The organism is Streptomyces sp. CBMA156, from assembly GCF_014596515.1.
Lineage (GTDB): Bacteria > Actinomycetota > Actinomycetes > Streptomycetales > Streptomycetaceae > Kitasatospora.
In genome coordinates this window covers 1-19,461 of sequence record NZ_MSJQ01000065.1, presented here as the reverse complement: position 1 = coordinate 19,461, position 19,461 = coordinate 1, and the positions used below count along the sequence as shown (strand labels likewise).

At 73.8% G+C, this 19,461-nt stretch carries 20 protein-coding genes; 14 read left to right on the top strand and 6 right to left on the bottom strand.

The window, feature by feature from the left end:
- Positions 1-261: 261 nt before the first annotated feature.
- From BU198_RS05205 to BU198_RS05180, 6 genes are all read left to right on the top strand, one after another.
- Entirely contained in the window at positions 262-408 is a 147-nt protein-coding gene (locus BU198_RS05205) for a hypothetical protein (RefSeq protein ID WP_188295645.1), read from the top strand.
- Positions 409-502: 94 nt separating this feature from the next.
- Positions 503-1,852 carry a hypothetical protein gene (locus tag BU198_RS05200; protein ID WP_317619970.1) on the top strand — a complete coding sequence of 450 codons (1,350 nt, stop codon included), beginning with the start codon at positions 503-505 and terminating at the stop codon, positions 1,850-1,852.
- The gene (locus BU198_RS05195) at positions 1,849-2,391 is read left to right on the top strand and encodes a hypothetical protein (RefSeq protein ID WP_223243950.1); all 543 of its coding nucleotides are present in this window, start codon (positions 1,849-1,851) and stop codon (positions 2,389-2,391) included. Before BU198_RS05200 ends, BU198_RS05195 begins: the two co-directional genes overlap by 4 nt.
- Positions 2,388-3,692: an MFS transporter gene (locus tag BU198_RS05190; RefSeq protein ID WP_223243949.1), complete on the top strand. Its 1,305-nt coding sequence runs from the start codon at positions 2,388-2,390 to the stop codon at positions 3,690-3,692. The genes BU198_RS05195 and BU198_RS05190 overlap by 4 nt, the downstream gene beginning before the upstream one ends.
- Positions 3,693-3,887: 195 nt before the next feature.
- Positions 3,888-4,403 (top strand): hypothetical protein, encoded by a 516-nt coding sequence (locus BU198_RS05185; protein WP_188295644.1) that lies wholly within the window; start codon positions 3,888-3,890, stop codon positions 4,401-4,403.
- Positions 4,404-4,596: 193 nt separating this feature from the next.
- The gene (locus BU198_RS05180) at positions 4,597-6,177 is read left to right on the top strand and encodes an AMP-binding protein (RefSeq protein WP_188295643.1); all 1,581 of its coding nucleotides are present in this window, start codon (positions 4,597-4,599) and stop codon (positions 6,175-6,177) included.
- Between the two features lie 115 nt (positions 6,178-6,292).
- Here BU198_RS05180 and BU198_RS05175 read toward each other — a convergent pair whose 3' ends face one another.
- Positions 6,293-6,730: a hypothetical protein gene (locus BU198_RS05175; protein ID WP_317619969.1), complete on the bottom strand. Its 438-nt coding sequence runs from the start codon at positions 6,728-6,730 to the stop codon at positions 6,293-6,295.
- 211 nt (positions 6,731-6,941) lie between these two features.
- On the opposite strand from BU198_RS05175, the gene BU198_RS05170 reads away from it, so the two are divergent.
- The 3 genes from BU198_RS05170 (at position 6,942) to BU198_RS05160 (ending at position 9,534) form a co-directional block, all read left to right on the top strand.
- On the top strand, positions 6,942-7,256 hold the full coding sequence (locus tag BU198_RS05170; protein WP_188295641.1) for a hypothetical protein: 315 nt from the start codon (positions 6,942-6,944) through the stop codon (positions 7,254-7,256).
- Complete coding sequence (locus tag BU198_RS43720; protein ID WP_188295640.1) at positions 7,253-8,914, top strand: alpha/beta hydrolase; 1,662 nt, start codon at positions 7,253-7,255, stop codon at positions 8,912-8,914. The genes BU198_RS05170 and BU198_RS43720 overlap by 4 nt, the downstream gene beginning before the upstream one ends.
- 113 nt (positions 8,915-9,027) lie before the next feature.
- Positions 9,028-9,534, top strand: a complete 507-nt coding sequence (locus BU198_RS05160; RefSeq protein ID WP_188295639.1) for a hypothetical protein — start codon at positions 9,028-9,030, stop codon at positions 9,532-9,534.
- Here the strand turns inward: BU198_RS05160 and BU198_RS05155 are convergent.
- A complete protein-coding gene (locus BU198_RS05155) occupies positions 9,531-10,493 on the bottom strand; it encodes a GlxA family transcriptional regulator (protein ID WP_188295638.1) in 963 nt (320 codons plus the stop codon). The two genes, BU198_RS05160 and BU198_RS05155, sit on opposite strands and share 4 nt — an antisense overlap.
- 72 nt (positions 10,494-10,565) lie before the next feature.
- Here BU198_RS05155 and BU198_RS05150 point away from each other — a divergent pair, with 72 nt between their 5' ends.
- Positions 10,566-11,162 carry a cysteine hydrolase family protein gene (locus tag BU198_RS05150; protein ID WP_188295637.1) on the top strand — a complete coding sequence of 199 codons (597 nt, stop codon included), beginning with the start codon at positions 10,566-10,568 and terminating at the stop codon, positions 11,160-11,162.
- Here the strand turns inward: BU198_RS05150 and BU198_RS05145 are convergent.
- A complete protein-coding gene (locus BU198_RS05145) occupies positions 11,152-11,673 on the bottom strand; it encodes a hypothetical protein (protein WP_188295636.1) in 522 nt (173 codons plus the stop codon). The two genes, BU198_RS05150 and BU198_RS05145, sit on opposite strands and share 11 nt — an antisense overlap.
- Positions 11,674-11,759: 86 nt before the next feature.
- Complete coding sequence (locus tag BU198_RS05140; protein WP_188295635.1) at positions 11,760-12,542, bottom strand: SDR family oxidoreductase; 783 nt, start codon at positions 12,540-12,542, stop codon at positions 11,760-11,762.
- A 120-nt stretch (positions 12,543-12,662) separates the two neighbouring features.
- Here BU198_RS05140 and BU198_RS05135 point away from each other — a divergent pair, with 120 nt between their 5' ends.
- Entirely contained in the window at positions 12,663-13,583 is a 921-nt protein-coding gene (locus BU198_RS05135) for a sigma-70 family RNA polymerase sigma factor (RefSeq protein ID WP_188295670.1), read from the top strand.
- Between the two features lie 143 nt (positions 13,584-13,726).
- On the opposite strand, the gene BU198_RS05130 is transcribed toward BU198_RS05135, so the two are convergent.
- Together BU198_RS05130 and BU198_RS05125 are read right to left on the bottom strand one after the other, a co-directional pair.
- A complete protein-coding gene (locus tag BU198_RS05130) occupies positions 13,727-14,248 on the bottom strand; it encodes a DinB family protein (RefSeq protein WP_317619967.1) in 522 nt (173 codons plus the stop codon).
- 64 nt (positions 14,249-14,312) lie between these two features.
- Positions 14,313-14,888, bottom strand: a complete 576-nt coding sequence (locus tag BU198_RS05125; RefSeq protein ID WP_188295634.1) for a nucleosidase — start codon at positions 14,886-14,888, stop codon at positions 14,313-14,315.
- Positions 14,889-15,214: 326 nt separating this feature from the next.
- Here BU198_RS05125 and BU198_RS05120 point away from each other — a divergent pair, with 326 nt between their 5' ends.
- The 3 genes from BU198_RS05120 to BU198_RS05110 all read left to right on the top strand — a co-directional run bounded on the left by BU198_RS05120 (position 15,215) and on the right by BU198_RS05110 (position 19,296).
- The gene (locus tag BU198_RS05120; RefSeq protein ID WP_188295633.1) at positions 15,215-16,684 is read left to right on the top strand and encodes a hypothetical protein; all 1,470 of its coding nucleotides are present in this window, start codon (positions 15,215-15,217) and stop codon (positions 16,682-16,684) included.
- 22 nt (positions 16,685-16,706) lie between these two features.
- Positions 16,707-17,666, top strand: coding sequence for a glutamate ABC transporter substrate-binding protein (locus BU198_RS05115; protein ID WP_188295632.1), 960 nt, complete (start codon positions 16,707-16,709; stop codon positions 17,664-17,666).
- 262 nt (positions 17,667-17,928) lie between these two features.
- Positions 17,929-19,296, top strand: a complete 1,368-nt coding sequence (locus BU198_RS05110) for a hypothetical protein (protein ID WP_317619966.1) — start codon at positions 17,929-17,931, stop codon at positions 19,294-19,296.
- Positions 19,297-19,461 lie beyond the last annotated feature (165 nt).

The following is a 19,461-nucleotide window of genomic DNA, read 5'->3' as shown; positions in this document are numbered from 1 at the left end:
CGGCCGACCGGCCGGGACCCCGCCTCGGGCGAACGGCCGGGACGCCCCTGCCGACGAGCACCCCCGCGGCCGCCCGGCGGGCCGTTTCCGGAACCGGATCCGCCGTTTCGGCACCGATCTGTCGGGCCGTCAACTCTCGGCCACACGCCACTCATCGCTGTCTGATTAACCATCATTGACACTTCCTTGACCATCGCTTTACTGTCGTTTTGGCGGCGACGATCCGCGCCGCCGGAATACCGACACATCTCGGAGGTCCGAATGGAACAGCTCGTCAAGAAGATGATCCAGGAAGACGTGTGGAAGGGCTGGGTCGCCGCCAACTCCGGAGGCACCGCCAAGGACGGCTGCATCAGCGTGGCCAAGGACGGGTGCATCAGCGTCGCGAAGTCCGGCTGTATCTCCTGACGCACCGCCCGGCACCCGGACCACCTGCCCGGCCCGGTCGTCCGGGCCGTCGGGCTCCGGCGGTCCGGGTGCCGGGCGCCGACTGGAGGACACAGTGAACGGTCAGCCGACCCCCGACGTGATCGACCGGATCAGGGACATCCCGCTCTACCGCGCCGCGATCGAGCGGGGGCATTTCCCCATTCTGGAGAAACCGGAGATCGCCCGGGGATTTCCCGACAACTGGATGACACCGCGCCTCGCCGCGGCGCTCGCCACCGGTGAGGCGGAGTTCGTGCTCTCCACCGGCACGAACCACGCCCGCATGCAGATCATCCGGCCGCCCTACTTCCTGCTGAACTCCTACTACCGGCTGTGGAGCGAACACCCCGACATCGCCGCCACCTGGGCGGAGGGCTGTCCGAGGGTCTCGCTCACCACCGTGCTGGCCACCGAGCACGTCGCCCGCGTCAACGCCCGCAAGCGCGGCGAGGAGCCGTCCGGCGCCCCCTCCCCGGCCGACCGCCGGCTGGACGAGCACACCTTCTACCTCAACCTGACCCTGGACCCCGGCCACTGGCAGCGCGCGGACGTCGAGCGCATGCTCACGGAGATCCGTGACGCGGCCCGAGCCCACCCCGGGGGCCGCTACCACCTGGACTGCTCCTCCTCCCACCTGGCGCACCTGGTGCGCAAGGCCGTGGCCTGGGGCCTGTGGGAGCACCTCCCCCGGCCGGCCAGCATCGTCCACGCCTACGAGTACACCCCGGCGAACGTGGCCCGGTACCTGCGCGAACACTTCGACTGCCCGATCGTCGACCTCTTCGGCAGCACCGAGCTGGGCTACCTCTACTCCAGCGACCGCGACGGCGGCTACCGGCCGCACCTGGAGGACATGAGCGTCGAACTCCTCCCCGTCGCCCCGGACAGCACCATCCACAGCCTCATCGTCACCAGCGTGCGCAACCCGTACATGCCGCTGGTCCGCTACCGCTCGGGGGACTGCGTGCGCACCGCGGACGGCAGCACCGACCCGGCCCTGATCACCCGCTTCTGCGGCCGCGAGAAGGAGTTGCTCCCCACCCCCCGCGGCCCCGTCGCCCAGGGCGACCTCGACGACGCCGTCAGCGCCGTCACCCCCCGCGTCTTCCTCCACCGGCTGCACCTCGGGGACGGGGACGAGGACGGAGCCGTCCTGCGCTGCACCACCTTCGACGGGGCCCCGCTCCGGGCGGACGAGACCGACGCCCTGGCCCACGCGGTCCGCGAACTCACCGGACGGCGCTGCCGCGTCGAGCACCACGCCCAGCTGCCGATCGGCCCCTCCGGCAAGTACCCGTGGCTCGCCGCGCCCCCGTCCTCGCCCGCCACCCCGACCGCCACCGCCACCGTCGCCACCGCCACCGTCGCCCCGGCCCCGTCCTCGGGCCCGGCGGCCGGGACCACCCACGGAGACCTCCGATGACCGCCCAGCCCCGGCCCGGAACGCCGTCGCAGCCCGCGCCCCGCGTCCCGGCCGGGCAGCTCAGGGCCCTGCTCGACGACGACCTCCACGCCGAGGTGGTGGCCCACACGGCCGCCCGCACCGCCACCACCCCCGCCGAGGCCGAGCGCCAGGTCACCGAGTGCCTGCGCTACCTCTACCTCGTCTCGCGCCACCGCGAGCAGCTCGCCGGCCTCTTCCTCCCCGTCGAACAGCACATCGACGAGGTCTGGCACTACCTCATCCTCCAGACCCGCGAGTACCGCGCCCTGTGCGAGGAACGCCTGCCCGGCCGGTACTTCATCCACCACCGCGGCATCCCCTACGAGTCCTACCAGGAGCAGCCCGGCCGGGCGCGCGCCGCAGAGGAGGCACTGCGCTGGATCCCGCTCTACTGCCGGGAGTTCGGCCCCTTCGACGAGGGCGCCCTCGCCCACTGGACCATCGTCCGCTACCTCCACGAGCAGCTGAACATGCCGCTGGCGGAGATCTCGGCGCTGCGCCCCCTGGCGACCGGATGACACCGCCCGCCCGGGCCGCCACCAGGCCCCGCCGGGCCCCCGAACCGCCCGAACCGCCCGAGCAGCGGCGGGTGCTGGCCGTCCTGGTCGTCTCCCAGCTGGTCAGCGGCGCCGGACTGACCGCCGGCATCGTGGTGGGAGCACTGCTGGCCGAGGACATGCTCGGCTCCAGGGGCCTCGCCGGCATCCCCACCGCCCTGTTCACCGGCGGATCGATGCTCGGCGCCCTGGCCATCGGCCGGCTGTGCCAGTCCAGGGGCCGCCGCCCCGGGCTCGGCCTCGGCTACGCCGCCGGCGCCCTGGGCAGCGTCGGGGTGGTCGCCGCGGTGGCCGCCGACCAGGTCGCGCTGCTCCTGCCCTCCCTCCTGGTCTACGGCGCCGGCACCGCCACCAACCTGCTCGCCCGCTACGCCGGCGCCGACCTCGCGTCCCCCCGGCGGCGTGCCCGCGCCCTGAGCCGGGTCCTGCTCGCCGCCACGCTCGGGGCGGTCGCCGGGCCCAACCTGGTGCCCCTCACCGGCCGGCTCGCCCAGGCCTGGGGCATCCCCCCGCTGGCCGGACCGTTCCTGCTCGCCGCCCTCGGCTACACGGTGGCGGCCGTCGTCCTCACCACCGCCCTGCGTCCCGATCCCCTCCGTCTGGCACGCACCCGGGCTCCCGGGCCCGCACCGGACGACGTCCCTGGCGACGTCCCTGACGACGTCCCGATCGCGGACGCCCCGGCCGGGCGGCCGGGCCGCGGGCCCGGGGTGGCGACCGGTCTGTGGATCATGCTGCTCGCCCAGCTGCCCAAGGTCGCCATCATGACGATGACGCCCGTCCACCTGGCCGCCAACGGCCACGGCACGGGCACGATCGGCCTCGTCGTCTCCCTCCACATCGCCGCGATGTTCCTCCCGTCCCCGCTCAGCGGCCTGCTGGTCGACCGCTGGGGGGCTCTGCCGGTCGCCGCGGCCTGCGGCACCCTCCTCTCCGCGGCCGCCCTCCTCGCCGCCCTCGCACCGGCGGACTCGGTCCCGGTCCTGGCCGTGGCCCTGACCCTGGCGGGCGCCGGCTGGAACCTCGGCCTGGTCAGCGGGACGGCCATCGTCACCGCCGCGGCGCCGTCCGCCCGCGGCGCCTCCACCCAGGGCCTGGCCGACGTCGGCCTCGCCGTCGCCGGCAGCACCGGCGGCCTGCTCTCCGCCCCGCTCGCCGCAGCGGGCGGCTACGGCACCCTGGCCCTCGCCTGCGCCCTGACGGCCGCGCTCGTCACCCCCCTGGCCCTCCACGCCGCCCGCACCCACCGCCGGCCCGGCTGACCCCGCGCCGCCGGGCCCCGCATCGGACGTCGGCCCCGCCGACTTCTCACGCGCTCCGGCCGACGAAGAAGCCCACAGCGACACCACCCGGCCGGCCCCAACGGTCGATCCGCCGCCGATCCGTCCCCGAACCTCCGGGCGAAACCGCATACTCGTCCCAACGACCGCCTGTCAGCCGACCGTTGGGGGAAGCCCTTGTTCCGCGACACCCGCCCGCGCAGCATCCACATACCGACCCACCGCGAGACGGCCGACGAGTGGGGCGAGCAGATCGCCGCACTCCGCGCCGCCCCGCCCGGGTGGTTCTTCCTGCTGGGGCGGCTCTCCTCGGACGGCTACCTCTGCCACCTCGACCTCAACTACCACCTGGACGGCGAACTCGTCGCCGTCGTCCAGACCTCGCGCCCCGTTCCGCCCGGCCACCGGGTGGGCTCCCTCACCACCCCGCAGTCCCAACTCTCCACCTTCCTCGCCAATTCCAGCCGTCTCGACCCCCGCACCCAGCTCGCCCCGCTCGACGGGCCGCCGACCCCGGGCGAGGTGCTGCTCCACGGCGTCCCCGTCCCCGTCGAGGTCCACCGCAGCCACGGCTGCCTCAGCGCCACGGTCCCCCGGCTCCCCTCCCAGCAGGGCTACGTGATCGTGACCGCCACCGCCGCCCACTGGGCCACCGCCACCGACCTCGCCCTCCGGTCTCCGACGGCGTTCTGAGCGGGGCCGCCCAGCCCCGCGACCCACCCTCACTTCGCCCACGCTTCACCCGCACGCTTCACCCGGACGGGGCGGCGCGGGCAGCAGCGGTACCCTGATGCACCGTCATGAATGCGCCGTCAGCGCAAGGTTCACGCCAATTACCCTCCGGGCATCCCCAGTACGGCACCGGGGTTGGGGTTAGCCTGTGGCCATGGTTGCAAACTACAAGCACGAAGTGGCCACGCGGGACTCCGAGTTCGTCAGCGGCCCCGCGCTGATCCTCCGGGCCCTCGCATCCGACCCCGGCCGTCAGGCCTTCGTCACCGCCGACGGCGCCGGGATCACCGCCGGCGACTTCGCCGCCACCACCTACCGTCTCGCCCACGAGCTGATCGCCCGGGGAGTGACCGTCGGCAGCACCGTGACCCTGCTGACCGGCAACACCCCCGAGGCCCTGAGCGCCCGCTACGCCGCGGGCCTCGCGGGCGCCCGGGTGGTCAACCTGTACGACGGCATGAGCGCGCCGGTCCTGGCCGAGATCACCGCGAGCGTCGACACCAGCCTCCTGCTCGTGGACGCCGAACGGTACGCCACCGCACCCGAGTTGCTCCCGCTGGTCGACGTCCCGGCCGTCCTCACCCTCGGCCCGGGACCGGTGGCCGCCGACGGGGCCGTCGGCGAGGACGTGATCGCCGCCTCCGCCCACCGCCCCGCCGAGCCGCCGGCCGTGCGGGTCGGGCCCGACGACGACCTCGGCATCCGCCACACCGGCGGCACCACCGGCATCCCGAAGGGCATCCTCAGCCTGCACGGGCCCTACCGCCGCGTCTTCGACGCCCCGGTCGGCAGCGACCCCGCCGCCGGCGCGCCCCGCCTCCTCGCCCCCACCCCGCTCGCCCACCTCTCCGGCATCCTCTCCGACCTGACCCTCCAGCGCGGCGGCACGGTGGTCCTCCAGCGCTCCTTCGAGCCCGGCGCGGTCCTCACCGCCATCGAGCGCGAACGCATCACCGACCTCTGGCTGCTGCCTCCGCTGCTCCACCAGCTGCTCGACCACCCGGCGGTCGGCCACACCGACCTGTCCAGCCTGCGGACCATCCCGTACGGGGGCAGTGCCGCCTCACCGACCCGGATCCGCGAGGCGTTCAAGGTGTTCGGGCCGGTCCTGTTCGGCGTCTACGGGATGTCGGAGGCGCAGCTGATCTCCATGCTCACCCCGCAGGAGCACGACCGGATCGGCCACGGCGGCCAGGTCTCGGTCGGCCGGCCCGTCCCGGGCGTCGAGGTGGCGATCCGCGCGCTCGACGGCACCGACCTGCCGACCGGCGGGCAGGGGGAGGTCCACCTGCGCTCCGACACCGTCATGGCCGGGTACTGGAAGCGGCCCGACCTCACCGCCGCCGTGCTGCGGGACGGCTGGCTGAACACCGGCGACGTCGGCTACTTCGACGAGGACGGCTACCTCTACCTCGCCGACCGGGCCAAGGACCTGATCATCGTGGTCGGCGGGCACGTCTACCCGTCCGAGGTGGAGGACCTCCTGATCACCCACCCGGCGGTCGCCCGCTGCGCGGTCTTCGGCGTGCGCGACGACCAGGAGACGGAACACGTCCACGTCGCCGTCGTCCCCGCCCCCGGGCAGCGGCCGACGCTGGCGGAACTCCGCGCGTTCGTCACCGAGCGCAAGGGACGGATCTTCGCCCCCGAGGTGCTGCACCTCGTGGACGAGATCCCGCTGACGCCCGTCGGCAAGCCGGACAAGAAGCTCCTGCGCGACTCCCACGCCGGCTGACGGCTGACGGACCGTCCGGCCCGACGGACCACGGCCGCGTGCCGGGAGGCCGGCGGGGTGGCGGCACCGAGAACCGCCACCCCGCCCGCCGCCCGCCGCCCGCCCTCAGGCGTCCTCAGTAGTCCTCCGGCCGCTCGCGCAACTCCTCGCCGAACCGCGACCGGTGGACGCCGTGGACGATGGCGTCCGGCGACTGGTAGCCCCGGTGCGCCGGATCCGCGACCTCCCCGTCCCAGGCCGCCTCCCCTCCGAGGTACACCCGCGCGGCCTCCTCCAGCGCCCGCTCCCCCTCCAGCACCGCCCGCCACAGCCCGTACCCCTGCCCGACCACCCACAGGCAGAGGTCCTCGGTGCTGTCCTCCGACCACACCTCCCCGTCGACACCCACCCCCTCCGCGAAGTCCGCCAGCTCCTCCGCCGCCGTCGCGTACGCCCACGCGAACTCCTCCAGCACCTCCCGCGGTTGACCCCCCAGCCACGCCTCCAGCGCGGCCACCCGCGGCCGCGCCGCCTCCAGGACCTCCCAGAACCACCCCGGCACCCGCTCCGCCACCACTCCGCCTCCCGACTGCGCCCTCCCGGGTGACCGTACCCGCGCGAGCTCGCACGATGGCGGCCAACAGATTCCCGAGATCCGCCGACCTACCGCCCGAGTCGCAAATATCATCTGAATATCTGTACGGATACGCAGCGCTTCGCTCGCACCTGGCGTTTTCGCTGGACGAGCGCGGCCTACGCATCCGTCTCCGGGGAGGGGAACCCAGATGAGCGACAGGATCGCGATTCAAACGGCTGACCTGTGGGCATCCGCAGGCATTGCCAAGACGCTGAGTGACGAACTGGACAAACCCGTCCAGGCCGCACTGAACACCAGCACCACGGTCTCGACCCAGCTCACCGGCTGGTCGATCTCCGGCGGACTCGGCCAGTTGGGGACTGGCTGGGCCAAACCGCTCGGCGACCTACGGCAGCGGCTCGCGGACACCGCGACCAACCTCAACGCCAACGCGTCCGCCCACGAGCACCGCGATCAGGCAGTCGCCGGCGGGTGGGCCGTACCCCAGCAGGGGCCCAAGTGACCAACCTCTACGACCTCCTGCTGAAGTTCGATCCGCACGGCCTGCGCGACGCCGCGAAGGCTTGGAAAGCTCTCGGCCACGCAATGGACAACACCGGGCAACGCCACCGCAATCAGGTGACCGGACCGCTCCAGGCCAACGGACCACAGGGCCCCGGCTGGGAGGGCGCCGACGCCAAGGCCGCACAGCCCTTCATGCTGAAGACGGAAGTCCAGATGGAGATCATCCGGATGGAGTCCGAGGCGGCGGCCCTGGTACTGAACACCGTGGCCGAGCGGATGTACCAGGCGCAGACCAACCTCACCAACGCCGTACACCGGGCGGACGCCGCCGGCCTGACCGTGTCCGCCGAAGGTACCCTCAGTCTCCCGGCTCAGGGCAAGGGTGAAGCGAACGACCCGGAGGCCCAGAAGGCCCGCCAGCAACTCGGCTCGGAGATGAAGGGCTTCCAGGACCGTATCAACGCCGCACTGAAGGCGGCTCAGGAGGCGAGCGACCAAGGCCATAACGCCCTCGTGCGGCTCAGCGCCAACACACTGGACCCGTCCCGCGCGAACGGATCACTCCTCACGGCGAAGTACGCCGTCGACGGCATCATGCGGGACCTCCACCTGGTCGACCCCTACATCCCGGACGGCAAGGACCCCGCGAAGAACGCCGCCTGGTGGAACAGCCTCACCCTCGACCAGCAGGAGACCTACCTCACGCTGAACGCCGCACAGGTGGGCGACCTCGACGGCATCCCGGCCGGGGCCCGTGACAGGGCCAACCGGCTCGTACTGGACCAGAAGATCGACGCACTGGAGGCCGGTTCGGCCTCCGTGTTCGGCCTGGACCAGAAGGACTACGACAAGCGCAAGAACGCGCTGATGGAGATCAGGAAGAAACTGGAGGAGAGCGCGAACGAGAAGGACGAATCGAAGCAGATGTTCCTCCTCGCCATCGACCCGGAGCGGTTCGACGGCGACGGACGCGCCATCATCGCCACCGGGAACCCCGACAAGGCCGCCCACACCGCCGTGTTCGCCCCGGGCACAGGCACCGAACTCCCTGGCGTCCCGAACCAGATCGACCGCATCCGCCAGTTCCAGCGGGCTGCCGAGTATCAAGCCGGCGCCGGCAAGCCCGTGTCAGTGATCTCCTACCTCGGCTACGACACCCCGGAGAGTCTGCCGGGAGCAGCAAATCTCATGCGGGGCATCGACGGTGCCGAGGACATGCGGAGATTCTCGAACGGACTCCGCGTGGCCCACGGCGAACCGAAGACCCATCTCACGTGGATGGCGCACAGCTACGGGACCTACGCCGTCGGCGAGGCCGCCCAGGACGCGGGCGGTCTGCACGCCGACGACATCCTCGCCCTCGGCAGTCCGGGCATGGGCGTCCTCCTCGCCGACCAGCTGAACATCGACCCCGACCACGTGTGGGCCGGAACGGCGACCGACGACCCCATCCGCGCCGTCGGCAGCACGGTGTTGGGCACCGCACCACACATCGCCGGTTTCGGCGGTCACAACATCAAGGTCGACACATCGGGCCACGACGGATATTGGACCCAGGACTCCGAAAGCCTCAAGAACATCGGGAAGATCATCGCCGGTGTTCCGCCCACCACCGGGCCGAAGGAGGACCCGATCTGGGGCTCGATACCCCACTGACGAATCCCTGATTGGAACCGATGACCATCTCGCCCTCTCGCACACGGCACATCGCCACGCAGCTGAGCCGGCTCACGGCCGCAGTGCTGCTGACCACCACCCTTGGAGCTTGCATGGCCGGGCCCGGCAACGGAAGGTTCGACGGGAAGGACGACCCACTGCCCGTCAAGTCCAAGCAGGATTCCCTGGACTGGGCGCGCCAGATCATCGCGCACGTGGCTCAGGAGACCGGAGCCCGCATCAACCCGGAGCCCGAGAACTTCGGGTTCACTCCCTGCATCGGCAGGAACGGCGAGTCCGCACCGGACGGCCGCTACACGCTCGACTACGGAGTGCACGCCGACGTCCCCGACGACCAGCACAACGAAGTCCTCAGGAAGGCCCGGGACCTGCTCACCCGCGAAGGCCTCAAGGTCACCGAGTACCGGGAGGTTCCCACCGGGGATCCTTCGGCCCAGCCCATCGCCGCCTTCTCCGCCCGTCACCCCGAGAGCCGGTACGTCATCGACGTCGACAGCACGGCGGGCCACAACCGCCTGTCCCTCGTCGTCCGGACCCCCTGCCTGATGCCACCACCCGAATCGGCTGCGCCCTCGGAGATGCCTACACCTACTCCCTAACCCTCCGACCGGCCCCGGAAGGCCCGACGGTACTCCCGGGGAGCGACGCCGACCCGGTCCGTGAAGACCGGGCGCAGCGAGACCGCGGAGGTGAAGCCGCAGCGGGTGGCGACGGTGTCGACGGGCAGGTCGGTCTCCTCCAGCAGGCGCTGGGCGGTGAGGACGCGCTGGTCGAGGAGCCAGCGCATCGGGGTGGTGCCGGTGGAGGCGGTGAAGCGGCGGGCCAGGGTGCGTTCGGACATCAGCGCGGCGGCGGCCATCCGGCGCACCGTCCAGGGGGTGCCGAGGGTGGCCAGGATCTCGGCGCGGAGGCGGGCGAGCGGGTCACCGTCGGCGGTGGCGTCCGGGACGGGGGTGGGGATGAACTGGGCCTGGCCGCCCGCCCGGTAGGGGGCGGTGACCATGCCGCGGGCGATGGTGGCGGCGGCCTGCTGGCCGTGGGCGGTGCGCACCAGGTGCAGGCAGAGGTCGATGCCCGCCGCGACCCCGGCCGAGGTCCACAGGCCCTCGCCGCCGGTGAAGAGCACCTCCGGCCGGACCGTCACCGCCGGGAAGCGGCGGGCGAGTTCGGCGGCGAGCGACCAGTGGGTGGTGGCCTCGCGGCCGTCCAGCAGACCGGCCTCGGCGAGGACGAAGGCGCCTGCGCAGAGCGAGGCGACCGGGATTCCGGCGGCGGCGACGGCCCGCAGGGCTTCCAGGATCTCCGGGCTCCGCCGGGCGGCCGGGTCCTCGACGCCCGGCACCACGACCAGGTCGCAGTCGGCCAGCGCCGCCGGCCCGTGGTCGGGGACCCGCTCCAGCCCGCCGCCCAGCCGCACCCGGACGCCCTGCGGTCCGCAGACCCTCAGGTCGAAGGCGGGCAGGCCGGGCCGGGCGGTCCGGTTCGCCCAGACCTCGGCGATCACCGCGTAGTCGAAGGCCCGGACACCGTCGAAGATCAGGCAGCCCACGGTTCGCATGGCAGGAATCTATCGAGGGGTGGCCTCTCCGCCCATCACGCCTCCCCCGCGGCGCCGACCACCATGGACGGCATGACGAACACCGACGCCCTCGACGCCCCGCTCACCCTCGACCCCGACGCCGTCCTGCTGCTCATCGACGTCCAGAAGGGCTTCGAGGACACCTCGTTCTGGGGCCCCCGTGACAACCCGCAGGCCGAGCAGCGGATGGCCGAGCTGATCGCCGCCTGGCAGGCCACCGGCCGCCCGATCGTCACCGTGCAGCACACCTCCCCGGCCGGCCCGCTGGCCGTGGGCACCCCGGGGTACGAGCTGAAGGACTTCGTCTCCGGGCTCACTCCCGCGCTGCACGTCACCAAGACCGTCAACAGCGCCTTCTACGGCACCCCCGACCTGCACGCCTGGCTCGGGGAGCGCGGCGCCCGGCAGGTGGTGGTCACCGGGATCATCACCAACGTGTGCAACGAGACCACCGCCCGGATGGCCGGCAACCTCGGCTACGACGCGGTCTTCCCCACCGACGCCATGCACGCCTTCGACATGACCGGCCCCGACGGCACCACCGTCCCCGCCGCCGAACTCGCCCGCGCCACCGCGACGACCCTGCACGCGATGCGCTTCGCCAAGGTGGTGACGACGGAGGACGTGCTCCGGGCCGCTAAGGCCTGAACAGCGGCTCGTACGCGAGGCGTTCCTCCGCGTTGAGCAGCACGTACGAGGCCCCGGGGCCCAGCGTGAGCTCCCGCAGCCGCGCCAGGGCCTCGGCCGCCGAGGGGACGTCGAGTCCGAGTGCGGCCGCCGCCGCGTCCCGCTCGGCGTAGAGCCCTGGCTGGTCCTCCAGGTACTCCTCGGCCGCCTCGCCGCTCTCCTCGACCGTCAGCCGCGGGCAGTCCCGCCACCACGGCACCGCCAGCAGCAGCCGGACCAGCTCCGGCAGCCCGACGGCCAGCAGCGCCGCGCCGCCCTCCGAGTCGGCGTACAGCACCGGGCGCTCCTCGCCGCCCTCGCCGCAGAGGAAGAAGGTGCCACCCGCGCCGTCCTTGGCCACCGGCTCCAGGGCCTCGCCCGAGGCGAGCACCACCTCCTCCCCGTGCTCGTAGGCGTCGAGGGAGAAGTCGCCCGGCCAGGCCAGGAAGCCGGCGGCGGCGGAGTCGGCGCGGATCGCATCGAGGAGGGACATGGCGGCCACCCTACGACCGGCCTCCGACAGCACGGCCGCCCTCGGGACAGCTCTCCGGCCGGCCCCTCAGGCCGGCCCCGCCGGGCTCAGGCCGCCAGCCGCTCCGCCAGGTACTCCTCCCAGGTCCGCCGCCCGTGCTCGGCCCCCGCCGCGGCCAGGTTCTCCCCCGCCCGGTACGCCCGCCCGACCTTGCCCGGCACCCGGACCGGCAGCTGCCGGCGGCTGCGGCCGCGCGCCGCGAGGTAGGCCCTGGTCAGCTCGCCCATCTCGTACACGGCCGGACCGGCCAGGTCGGGCACCGTCCCGGCCGGCTCGCCCAGCGCCAGCACCACCAGCCGGGCGGCGACCTCCCGCGCGTCCACCGGCTGCCAGCGGATGCCGCCGGGCGCGGGGACGAGCGGCAGCTTCGCCATCTTCTCGGCCACCGTGAACGCCAGGTCGTGGAACTGCGCGGCCCGCAGGACGGTGTACGGCAGGCCCGAACCGGCCACCGCCCGCTCGGCGGCGTGCTTGGCCCTGAAGTAGCCGAGCGGCAGCCGGTCCGCGCCGATCACCGAGATGTACACCAGGTGCCGCACCCCGGCCCGCCGCGCGGCGTCGACCAGCAGCCGGGTCGCGACGTCGTCGCCCTTGGGGCCGCCCGCCAGGTGCAGCACGATGTCCACGTCCGTCAGCGCCGCGTCCAGTTGCCCGGCCACCGCCGCCGGATCGCCGAGCAGGTCGCCGCGCGCGTACGTCACGCCGTCGGCGGCCGGGCGCTCCCGCCGGCTGAGCACGCGCACCGGCAGTCCGGCCGCGCGCAGCAGCGGGACCACCTGCCGGCCGAGGGTGTCGGTGCCGCCGGTGACCAGCACGGTGTTCTTCGTCATGACCGTCTCCGATTCATCCTCGGCCGGGAAGGGAGTTGATCTCCCCGCCGCGGCCGTTGTTGGGTGGCTCCTGCTGCCCTGACCCCCGGCGACGAAGGAATGTGACACGTGGACGAGACGGTGGATGAGAAATCTGCCCGGGCCGTGTTCTTCGAGGAGCACCGCCCGCACCTGCGCGCGGTCGCCTACCGGATGCTCGGCTCGATCAGCGAGGCCGAGGACGCCGTCCAGGAGGCCTGGCTCCGCTACGACCGCACCGACACCGGCGACGTGGCCAGCCTCGGCGGCTGGCTGACCACGGTGGTCTCCCGGGTCTGCCTGAACCTGCTGCGCACCCGCGCCCAGCGCCGCGAGGAGCCGCTGGAGCCCGCCGGACCGGACGGCGAGCCGGGCCCGCCGCGCATCCCCGACCCGCTGCTGCGGCGCGAGGGAGTGGTGGACCCGGAGCAGGAGGTGATGCTCGCGGACTCGGTCGGGCTGGCGCTGATGGTGGTGATGGAGTCGCTGTCGCCGGCCGAGCGGGTCGCCTTCGTGCTGCACGACCTGTTCGCGGTGCCGTTCGAGGAGATCGCCCCGCTGATCGAGCGGACCGCGGCTGCCACCCGCCAGCTGGCCAGCCGGGCCCGCCGCAGGGTGCGGGGGCAGGCGCCCGCGCCCGACCCCGACCTCGGCCGGCAGCGACTGGCGGTGGACGCGTTCTTCGCCGCCGCCCGCAACGGCGACCTGGGCGCGCTGCTCGCCGTGCTCGACCCGGACGTGGTGCTGCGCTCGGACGGCGGCGCGGCGATGGCCCGGCACACGGTGGTGCTCTCCGGCGCCGGCACGGTGGCCGGCCAGGCCGTCCTGTGGGGCACGCTGTCGCCGTTCGCCCGCCCGGCGCTGGTCAACGGCACCGCGGGCGCGGTGGTCATCGGCGACAACGGACGGGCGCTGTCGGTCATGGCGTTCACCGTGGTGGGCGGCGCGATCGCCGCGATCGACGTGCTCACCGATCCGGAGCGGCTGGCGGCGCTGGACCTCACGGCCTTCCGGGACCGGTAGAGCCGGCCGGACCGGCAGAACCGGTACGACCGGCTCGACCGGTGGAGCCGCCGGGAAGACGGAACGGGGGTGGCAGGGCTCGGCCCTTCATCCCCGTTCCGCCCCCGCCACCCCCGGCGGCCCGGCGTGCCCTCTCAGCCCCCTCAGCGCCCGGTCGCGCCGTCCAGCTGCTCCCGGATGATGTCCGCGTGCCCGGCGTGCCGCCCGGTCTCCTCGATCATGTGGACCAGCACCCACCGCAGCGACGGCCCCTCGGCGTCGTCCGGCCGCAGCGAGCGCACGCCGGGACGGTCCAGGCCCGGGGCGGCCGCGGCCACCGCGTCGGACCGCTCGATCGCCGCCCGGTAGGCGGCCACCTCCGCGGCCACGGTCGCGCCGTCCAGCGGCACCTCGTCCGTCGAGCCCGGTTCCTCGCCCACGCCCTGGTAGGCCCAGGTGAACCAGTTGTCCTCGACCACCGCGAGGTGCCGCACCAGCCACAGCAGGCTGGTGCCGGAGGCGGCGCCGGGACGCCGGGCGTCCTCGTCGGGCACTCCGTCGAGCTTGGCGATCACCGCCGTGCGCAGGTAGCCCAGGAAGGCCAGCAGGGTGGTCGGCTCGTCCGCGTTCAGGCTCGGCGGACGGACGTCGGAGAACGTGGGCGCCTCGGTGTTCGTTTCGGTCACCGCGCCACCCTAGCCAGCCGCTGATCCACCGTCACCGGCCTTTTCCGTCGCCGGCCATGCGCCGTCACCAGCCCTGCGCGGTCACCCAGTCCGCGAGGTGCCGGGCGCAGTCGTCCACCGACTGCTTCCAGGTGTGCCCCGCACCGTCCCCGGCCTCGTCGCTGACGTGCTTGACCAGCCGCACCGGCACCCCGGCCCGGTGCGCGACGGTGGCGACGGCGTAGCCCTCCATGTCCACCAGGTCGGCGTGCTCGGCGAGCCGGTCGCGGGCGTCCGTGTCGGAGACGAAGAGGTCACCGGTGGCCAGCACCGGCCCGTCGCCCTTGCCGATCACCAGCGGGGCGCCGTACTCACGCCCGGTGAGCGCGTGCAGGGACGCGGTGTCGAGGTCGTGCTGGATCACCTGGACCACGTGGTGGGTGCCCTCCCAGCCGGGGCGCAGGGCACCGGCCGTGCCGAGGTTGATCACCTCGGAGGGCCTCTCGCCCTGCGCGAGGACGGTGGCCAGCGCGGCGGTGGCGTTGACCTTCCCGATCCCGGTGAGCAGCACGGGCAGGCGGTCGTCCAGGTGGGCGGCCTCCTCGCGCACGGCGACGACGAGCAGCGGACGGTCGGGCGAGATCGTTCCAAGCAGGCGCATGTCTCCATCGTACGGAGGGAGGGGGCGCCGCACCCGGGAACGCGCGCCCGTAACCGGACCCCCGCGCTCCGCCCGGTCGCGGGAACCGCGTAGGGTGCGGCGCGCGTCGGACGGTTCGCCACCTCTCGGGGCGGGCGGCACGTGCACGGGCGGGCGAGCACCGCCGGACACGCACGGGCACGAGCGGGCACGAGCCGTCCGGGAGAACGTGCACGACATGCTCAAGTCCGGCGCAAGTCGGGTGTGGCCGGAGGGACTCGCGGCCATACTGCTGCCATCGGTCGGGCCCCGGGGAGCGGGCCGGGCCCCAGGGGAGGATGAGGCGGGTGGCGACACCAGTAGGCAACGGCACGCCGGTGACGACGGCTGCGCCCGGAACACCGGCCGTCCGCGGAGCGGCCCCGCTCGCGACGCCCGGCGGCGCTCCCCCGGCGCCCAGACCCGGCGGGGCGCCCGCGAAGCGCCCCCCGAAGGCCGTCGCCACCGGCGTGCGCGCCCGGCTCGCGCAGGCCACCCGCACGCCGCCCGGCCGCCTGCGGCTGGCCGGGGTGGTGCTCGCGGTGCTGACCGTGGCCTTCGGCGGCCTCACCGCCTGGCAGTTGGAGACCAGGACGCAGGCCGCCGACCGGGTGGTCTCGTACAGCCAGCCGCTCAGCCGGGACGCCGCCGAGATCCACCGCAGCCTGGCCGACGCCGCCACCACCGCGGCGAGCGGCTTCCTGCTGGCCGGCGCCGAGCCCGACAGCGTCCGCAGCCGCTACGAGCAGGACATCGCCACCGCCGCCAAGCTGATCGCCCAGGCCGCCGCCCGCACCACGGCGACCTCCCCCGCACAGGACTCGCTCGCCCGGCTGAACCAGCAACTCCCGGTGTACTCGGGCCTGGTGGAGACCGCGCGGGCCGACAACCGGCAGGGCATACCGCTCGGCGGCGCCTACCTGCGGTACGCCTCCGAGCAGATGCAGACCGTGCTGCTGCCGGCCGCCGCCGAACTGGCCGCCGCCGAGAACCGGGAGCTGGCCGACGACTACGCCGCCGCCAAGGCGGTGCCGTGGGGGGCGTACGGGCTGGCGCTGGTCACCCTGGCCGCGCTGGTCTGGGTGCAGCTGACGCTGTTCCGCCGCACCAACCGGGTGTTCAACATCGGACTGCTGGGCGCCACCGCCGCCGTCCTGTCCGGCGCCCTGTGGCTGACCGTCACCGGCCTGACCACCAGTGCGGCGCTCAAGCAGAGCGACCGCGAGGGCGCGACCCCGCTGCGGGCGCTCAACTCCGCCCGGGTGGACGTGCTGACCGCCCGGCTGGCGGAGAACCTGCACTTCGTCGCCCGCGGCTCGACAACCAGGTACGCCGACCAGTGGGCGAAGGCCACCGAGCACCTCGCCGGAGCCGGGAACCTGCCGCCGGAGCGGTCCGGCGGCTCGCTGCCGGAGGCCGTCCGGCTGGCGCCGGAGGCCGCGCAACCGGACGTCCAGGAGGCCGCGAAGCAGTTCGGCCAGTGGCGCGTGCAGCACGACGCCGCCCGCGACCTGGAGGTCGCGCACGCCGACTACCAGGGCGCCCTGGAGGCCACCGTGACGGCCAAGGGCGACACGGCCACCGCCGATGTCATCTTCAACGCCACCGACAAGGCGCTCGCGCGGGCCGCCGACATCGAACAGAAGCGCTTCACGCAGGCCGCCGAGGGCACCCGCGGGGACCTGCGCACCGCCGCCGTCGCCACCGTGCTGCTCGGCCTGGTGGCCGCGGCCGCCGCGCTGCGCGGCCTGGGCCGGCGACTGGCCGAGTACCGGTAACGGGCAAGGGGGAGACGGACCGATGAGCGAGAGAAGCCTCAGGAGAAGGACCAGGCCCGCCGTCGCGCTGGCCCTGCTGGCGGCCGGCGCCACCGTGCTGGCCGGCGGCGGCCCGGTCGGCGCCGCACCGGCCGGCACCGCCGCGCCCCTGGCCGTACGGGACGCGCAGCAGGACCAGCAGGCCCAGGCCGACGGCTGCGACATCTACAAGAGCGTGCCGCCGAGCACCGAGGACGGCCCGGCCGTGAAGGCCATCAAGGCCAGGCGCAGCCTGGTGATCGGCGTGGACCAGAACAGCTACCGCTGGGGCGCCCGCAACCCGAACACCGGCCAGATCGAGGGCTTCGACATCGACCTCGCCCGGGCGATCGGCGCCGCCGTCATGGGCGACCCGGACAAGGTGGTGCTCAAGCCGGTGGCCACGGCCGACCGGGTCGAGGCCATCAAGAAGAGCCGGGTCGACCTGATCGTCCGCACCATGACGATCAACTGCAAGCGGATGGAGGACGTCGCCTTCTCCAAGCCGTACTTCAACATCAGCCAGCGCGTCCTGGTGCCGAAGTCGTCCCCGGCGAAGAACATCGACGAGGCGGTCAAGGACAAGGCGGTCTGCGCCGCCGACGGCTCCACCGCGCTGAACGTGGTCAAGGAGAAGAACACCGCCCGGCAGGTCGTCACCGTGGAGAACCAGCTGGACTGCCTGGTCCTGATGCAGCTCGGCAAGGTCGACGCCGTCATGACCGACAACGGTCTGGCGGCCGGTCAGGCCGCACAGGACCAGACCGTGCGGATCGTGGACGGCGAGGCGCAGCCGGAGGTGACCGGCGTCGCCATGCTGAAGGACAGCACCGACCTGACCGCCCGGGTGAACCAGGTGCTGGCCGACTACTACGCGCGCGGCGACTGGGCCCGTTCGTACGACCGCTGGCTCAAGCCGTACATGCTCAACGAGGCCGACCGCTACTGGCCGGGCACGCGCTGAGCCGGCCGGGGAGTGACGCGCGGGGCGGCGCGGAGGAGGTAGCGCACGGGCCGTCAGCGGGGCGTTGACGGCCTCCGGACGCCCCGCGCCCGCTCCGCCCGGACGGCCACCGGTTAGGGTTCGGGACGATCACCCCGGGGAGACCGGTGGTGGGCATGGGGGGGGTTGTCGTGGGACCGCAGGCCGGGAACACCGGGATCGTCAGGCACGTCGGAATGGTCGGGAACGTCGGGAACGCACCCGAGGAAGGAAGGGCACCGCGGTGGCGGCATCGGCTGGCCCGGTACTGAACCGGGAGGAGGTGGACCGCGCGCTCGCCCGCCTCGGAGCGGAGCGGGACGCGGTCGAGTCCGCGCTGCTCGCCCTCCAGGACCACCCCGGCCTGCGGCTGCTGGACGGCGCCGAGCTGTCCGGGCGCACCCTGGAGCGCTGGTCCGTCGCCGGCAAGGGCCTGCCGCTGCTGTGGGCGCTGTTCGACCGCTACTCCGAGGCGCTGGCCTCGGCGCGCGCCGTCCGGGCCCGCAAGGCCAAGCCGGGCTCGCCCGAACTCGCCGAGCTGAGCGAACTGCTGACCGGCGACGCGGTGACCGTCCCCGGCGGGGTGGTGCCGGACGGCCCGCAGGTGCTCGGCGCGCCCGCCAGGCTGGTCGAGCGGATCAGCCTGGACGCGCTGATGACCCGGATGAACTCCTGGTACGCCACCGTGCTGGAGGTGGTCAGCGCCGCCGACGCGGTCTGGTCGGCGCTGCCGGCCCGGATCGACCTGCTGCTGGCCGAGCTCCAGCGGGTGCGCACCCTGGGTGCCTCGCTCGGCGTGCGCACCGGCAGCCACCCGCTGGGCGACGACCTGTCCGGGATCGAGAAGGACCTCACCGGGCTGCGCACCGAGGTGCACGGGGACCCGCTGGCGCTGTGGCGTCCGGCCCGGGTGCCCGCCCAGCGCGGCACCGTCCCCGAGGGCTCGGCCTTCGCCGGCCCGGCCGGGATGGTGGACACCGAGCGGTTCGACCGGGCCGGGCGGGCGCTGGACGGCGTCCGGCTGGAGCTGGAGGACCTGCTGCGGCTGCGCGACGAGGCCGAGGAGCGTCTCCAGGGCGTCGGCGACCTGCTCCAGCGGGCCGACGCCACCCTGGCCGAGGCCCGCCGGGCGCGCGGCGAGGTGCTGGCGAAGATAGCCTCCAGCGACGTCCCCGCGGTGCCCGGCCCCGCCTCGGCGCTGCGCGAGCGGATCGTCGCGGCGCTGGACCTGCGCCAGGCCGGGCAGTGGGGCCGGCTGGCGCCGCTGCTGGACACCCTGGAGGACGCCGCCGCCAAGGAGCTGACCCGGGCCAGGCAGTCGCTCACCGAGGTGACCCAGCCGCTGGCCGTCCGGGCCGAGCTGCGCGGCCGGCTGGACGCCTACAAGGCGATGGCGGCCCGGCTGCGGGTCTCTGAGGACCCGGAAGTGATCGAACGGTACGAGAAGGCGCGCTGGCTGCTGTGGAGCGCGCCCTGCGACCTGCGGGCGGCGGCCGCCGCGGTGGCCCGGTTCCAGCAGTCGCTGCGGCCGGCCCACACCGAGGCCGGGGCCGGGCAGGCTCAGGAGGCGGCCGGCCAGGCGCCGGCCGACGGACAGGTCCAGGGGGGCTGAGGGTGATGGGCGAGAGGTGCGAACGGCCGGAGTGCTCCGGCGACGGCAGGATCGACGCCGACGGCTACTGCGACGAGTGCGGGCTGGCCCCGGCGGGCGGGACCGGCGGGACCGCCGCGGCGCCCGCGGTGCCAGCGGTGCCAGCGGTGCCAGCGGCGAAGGCTC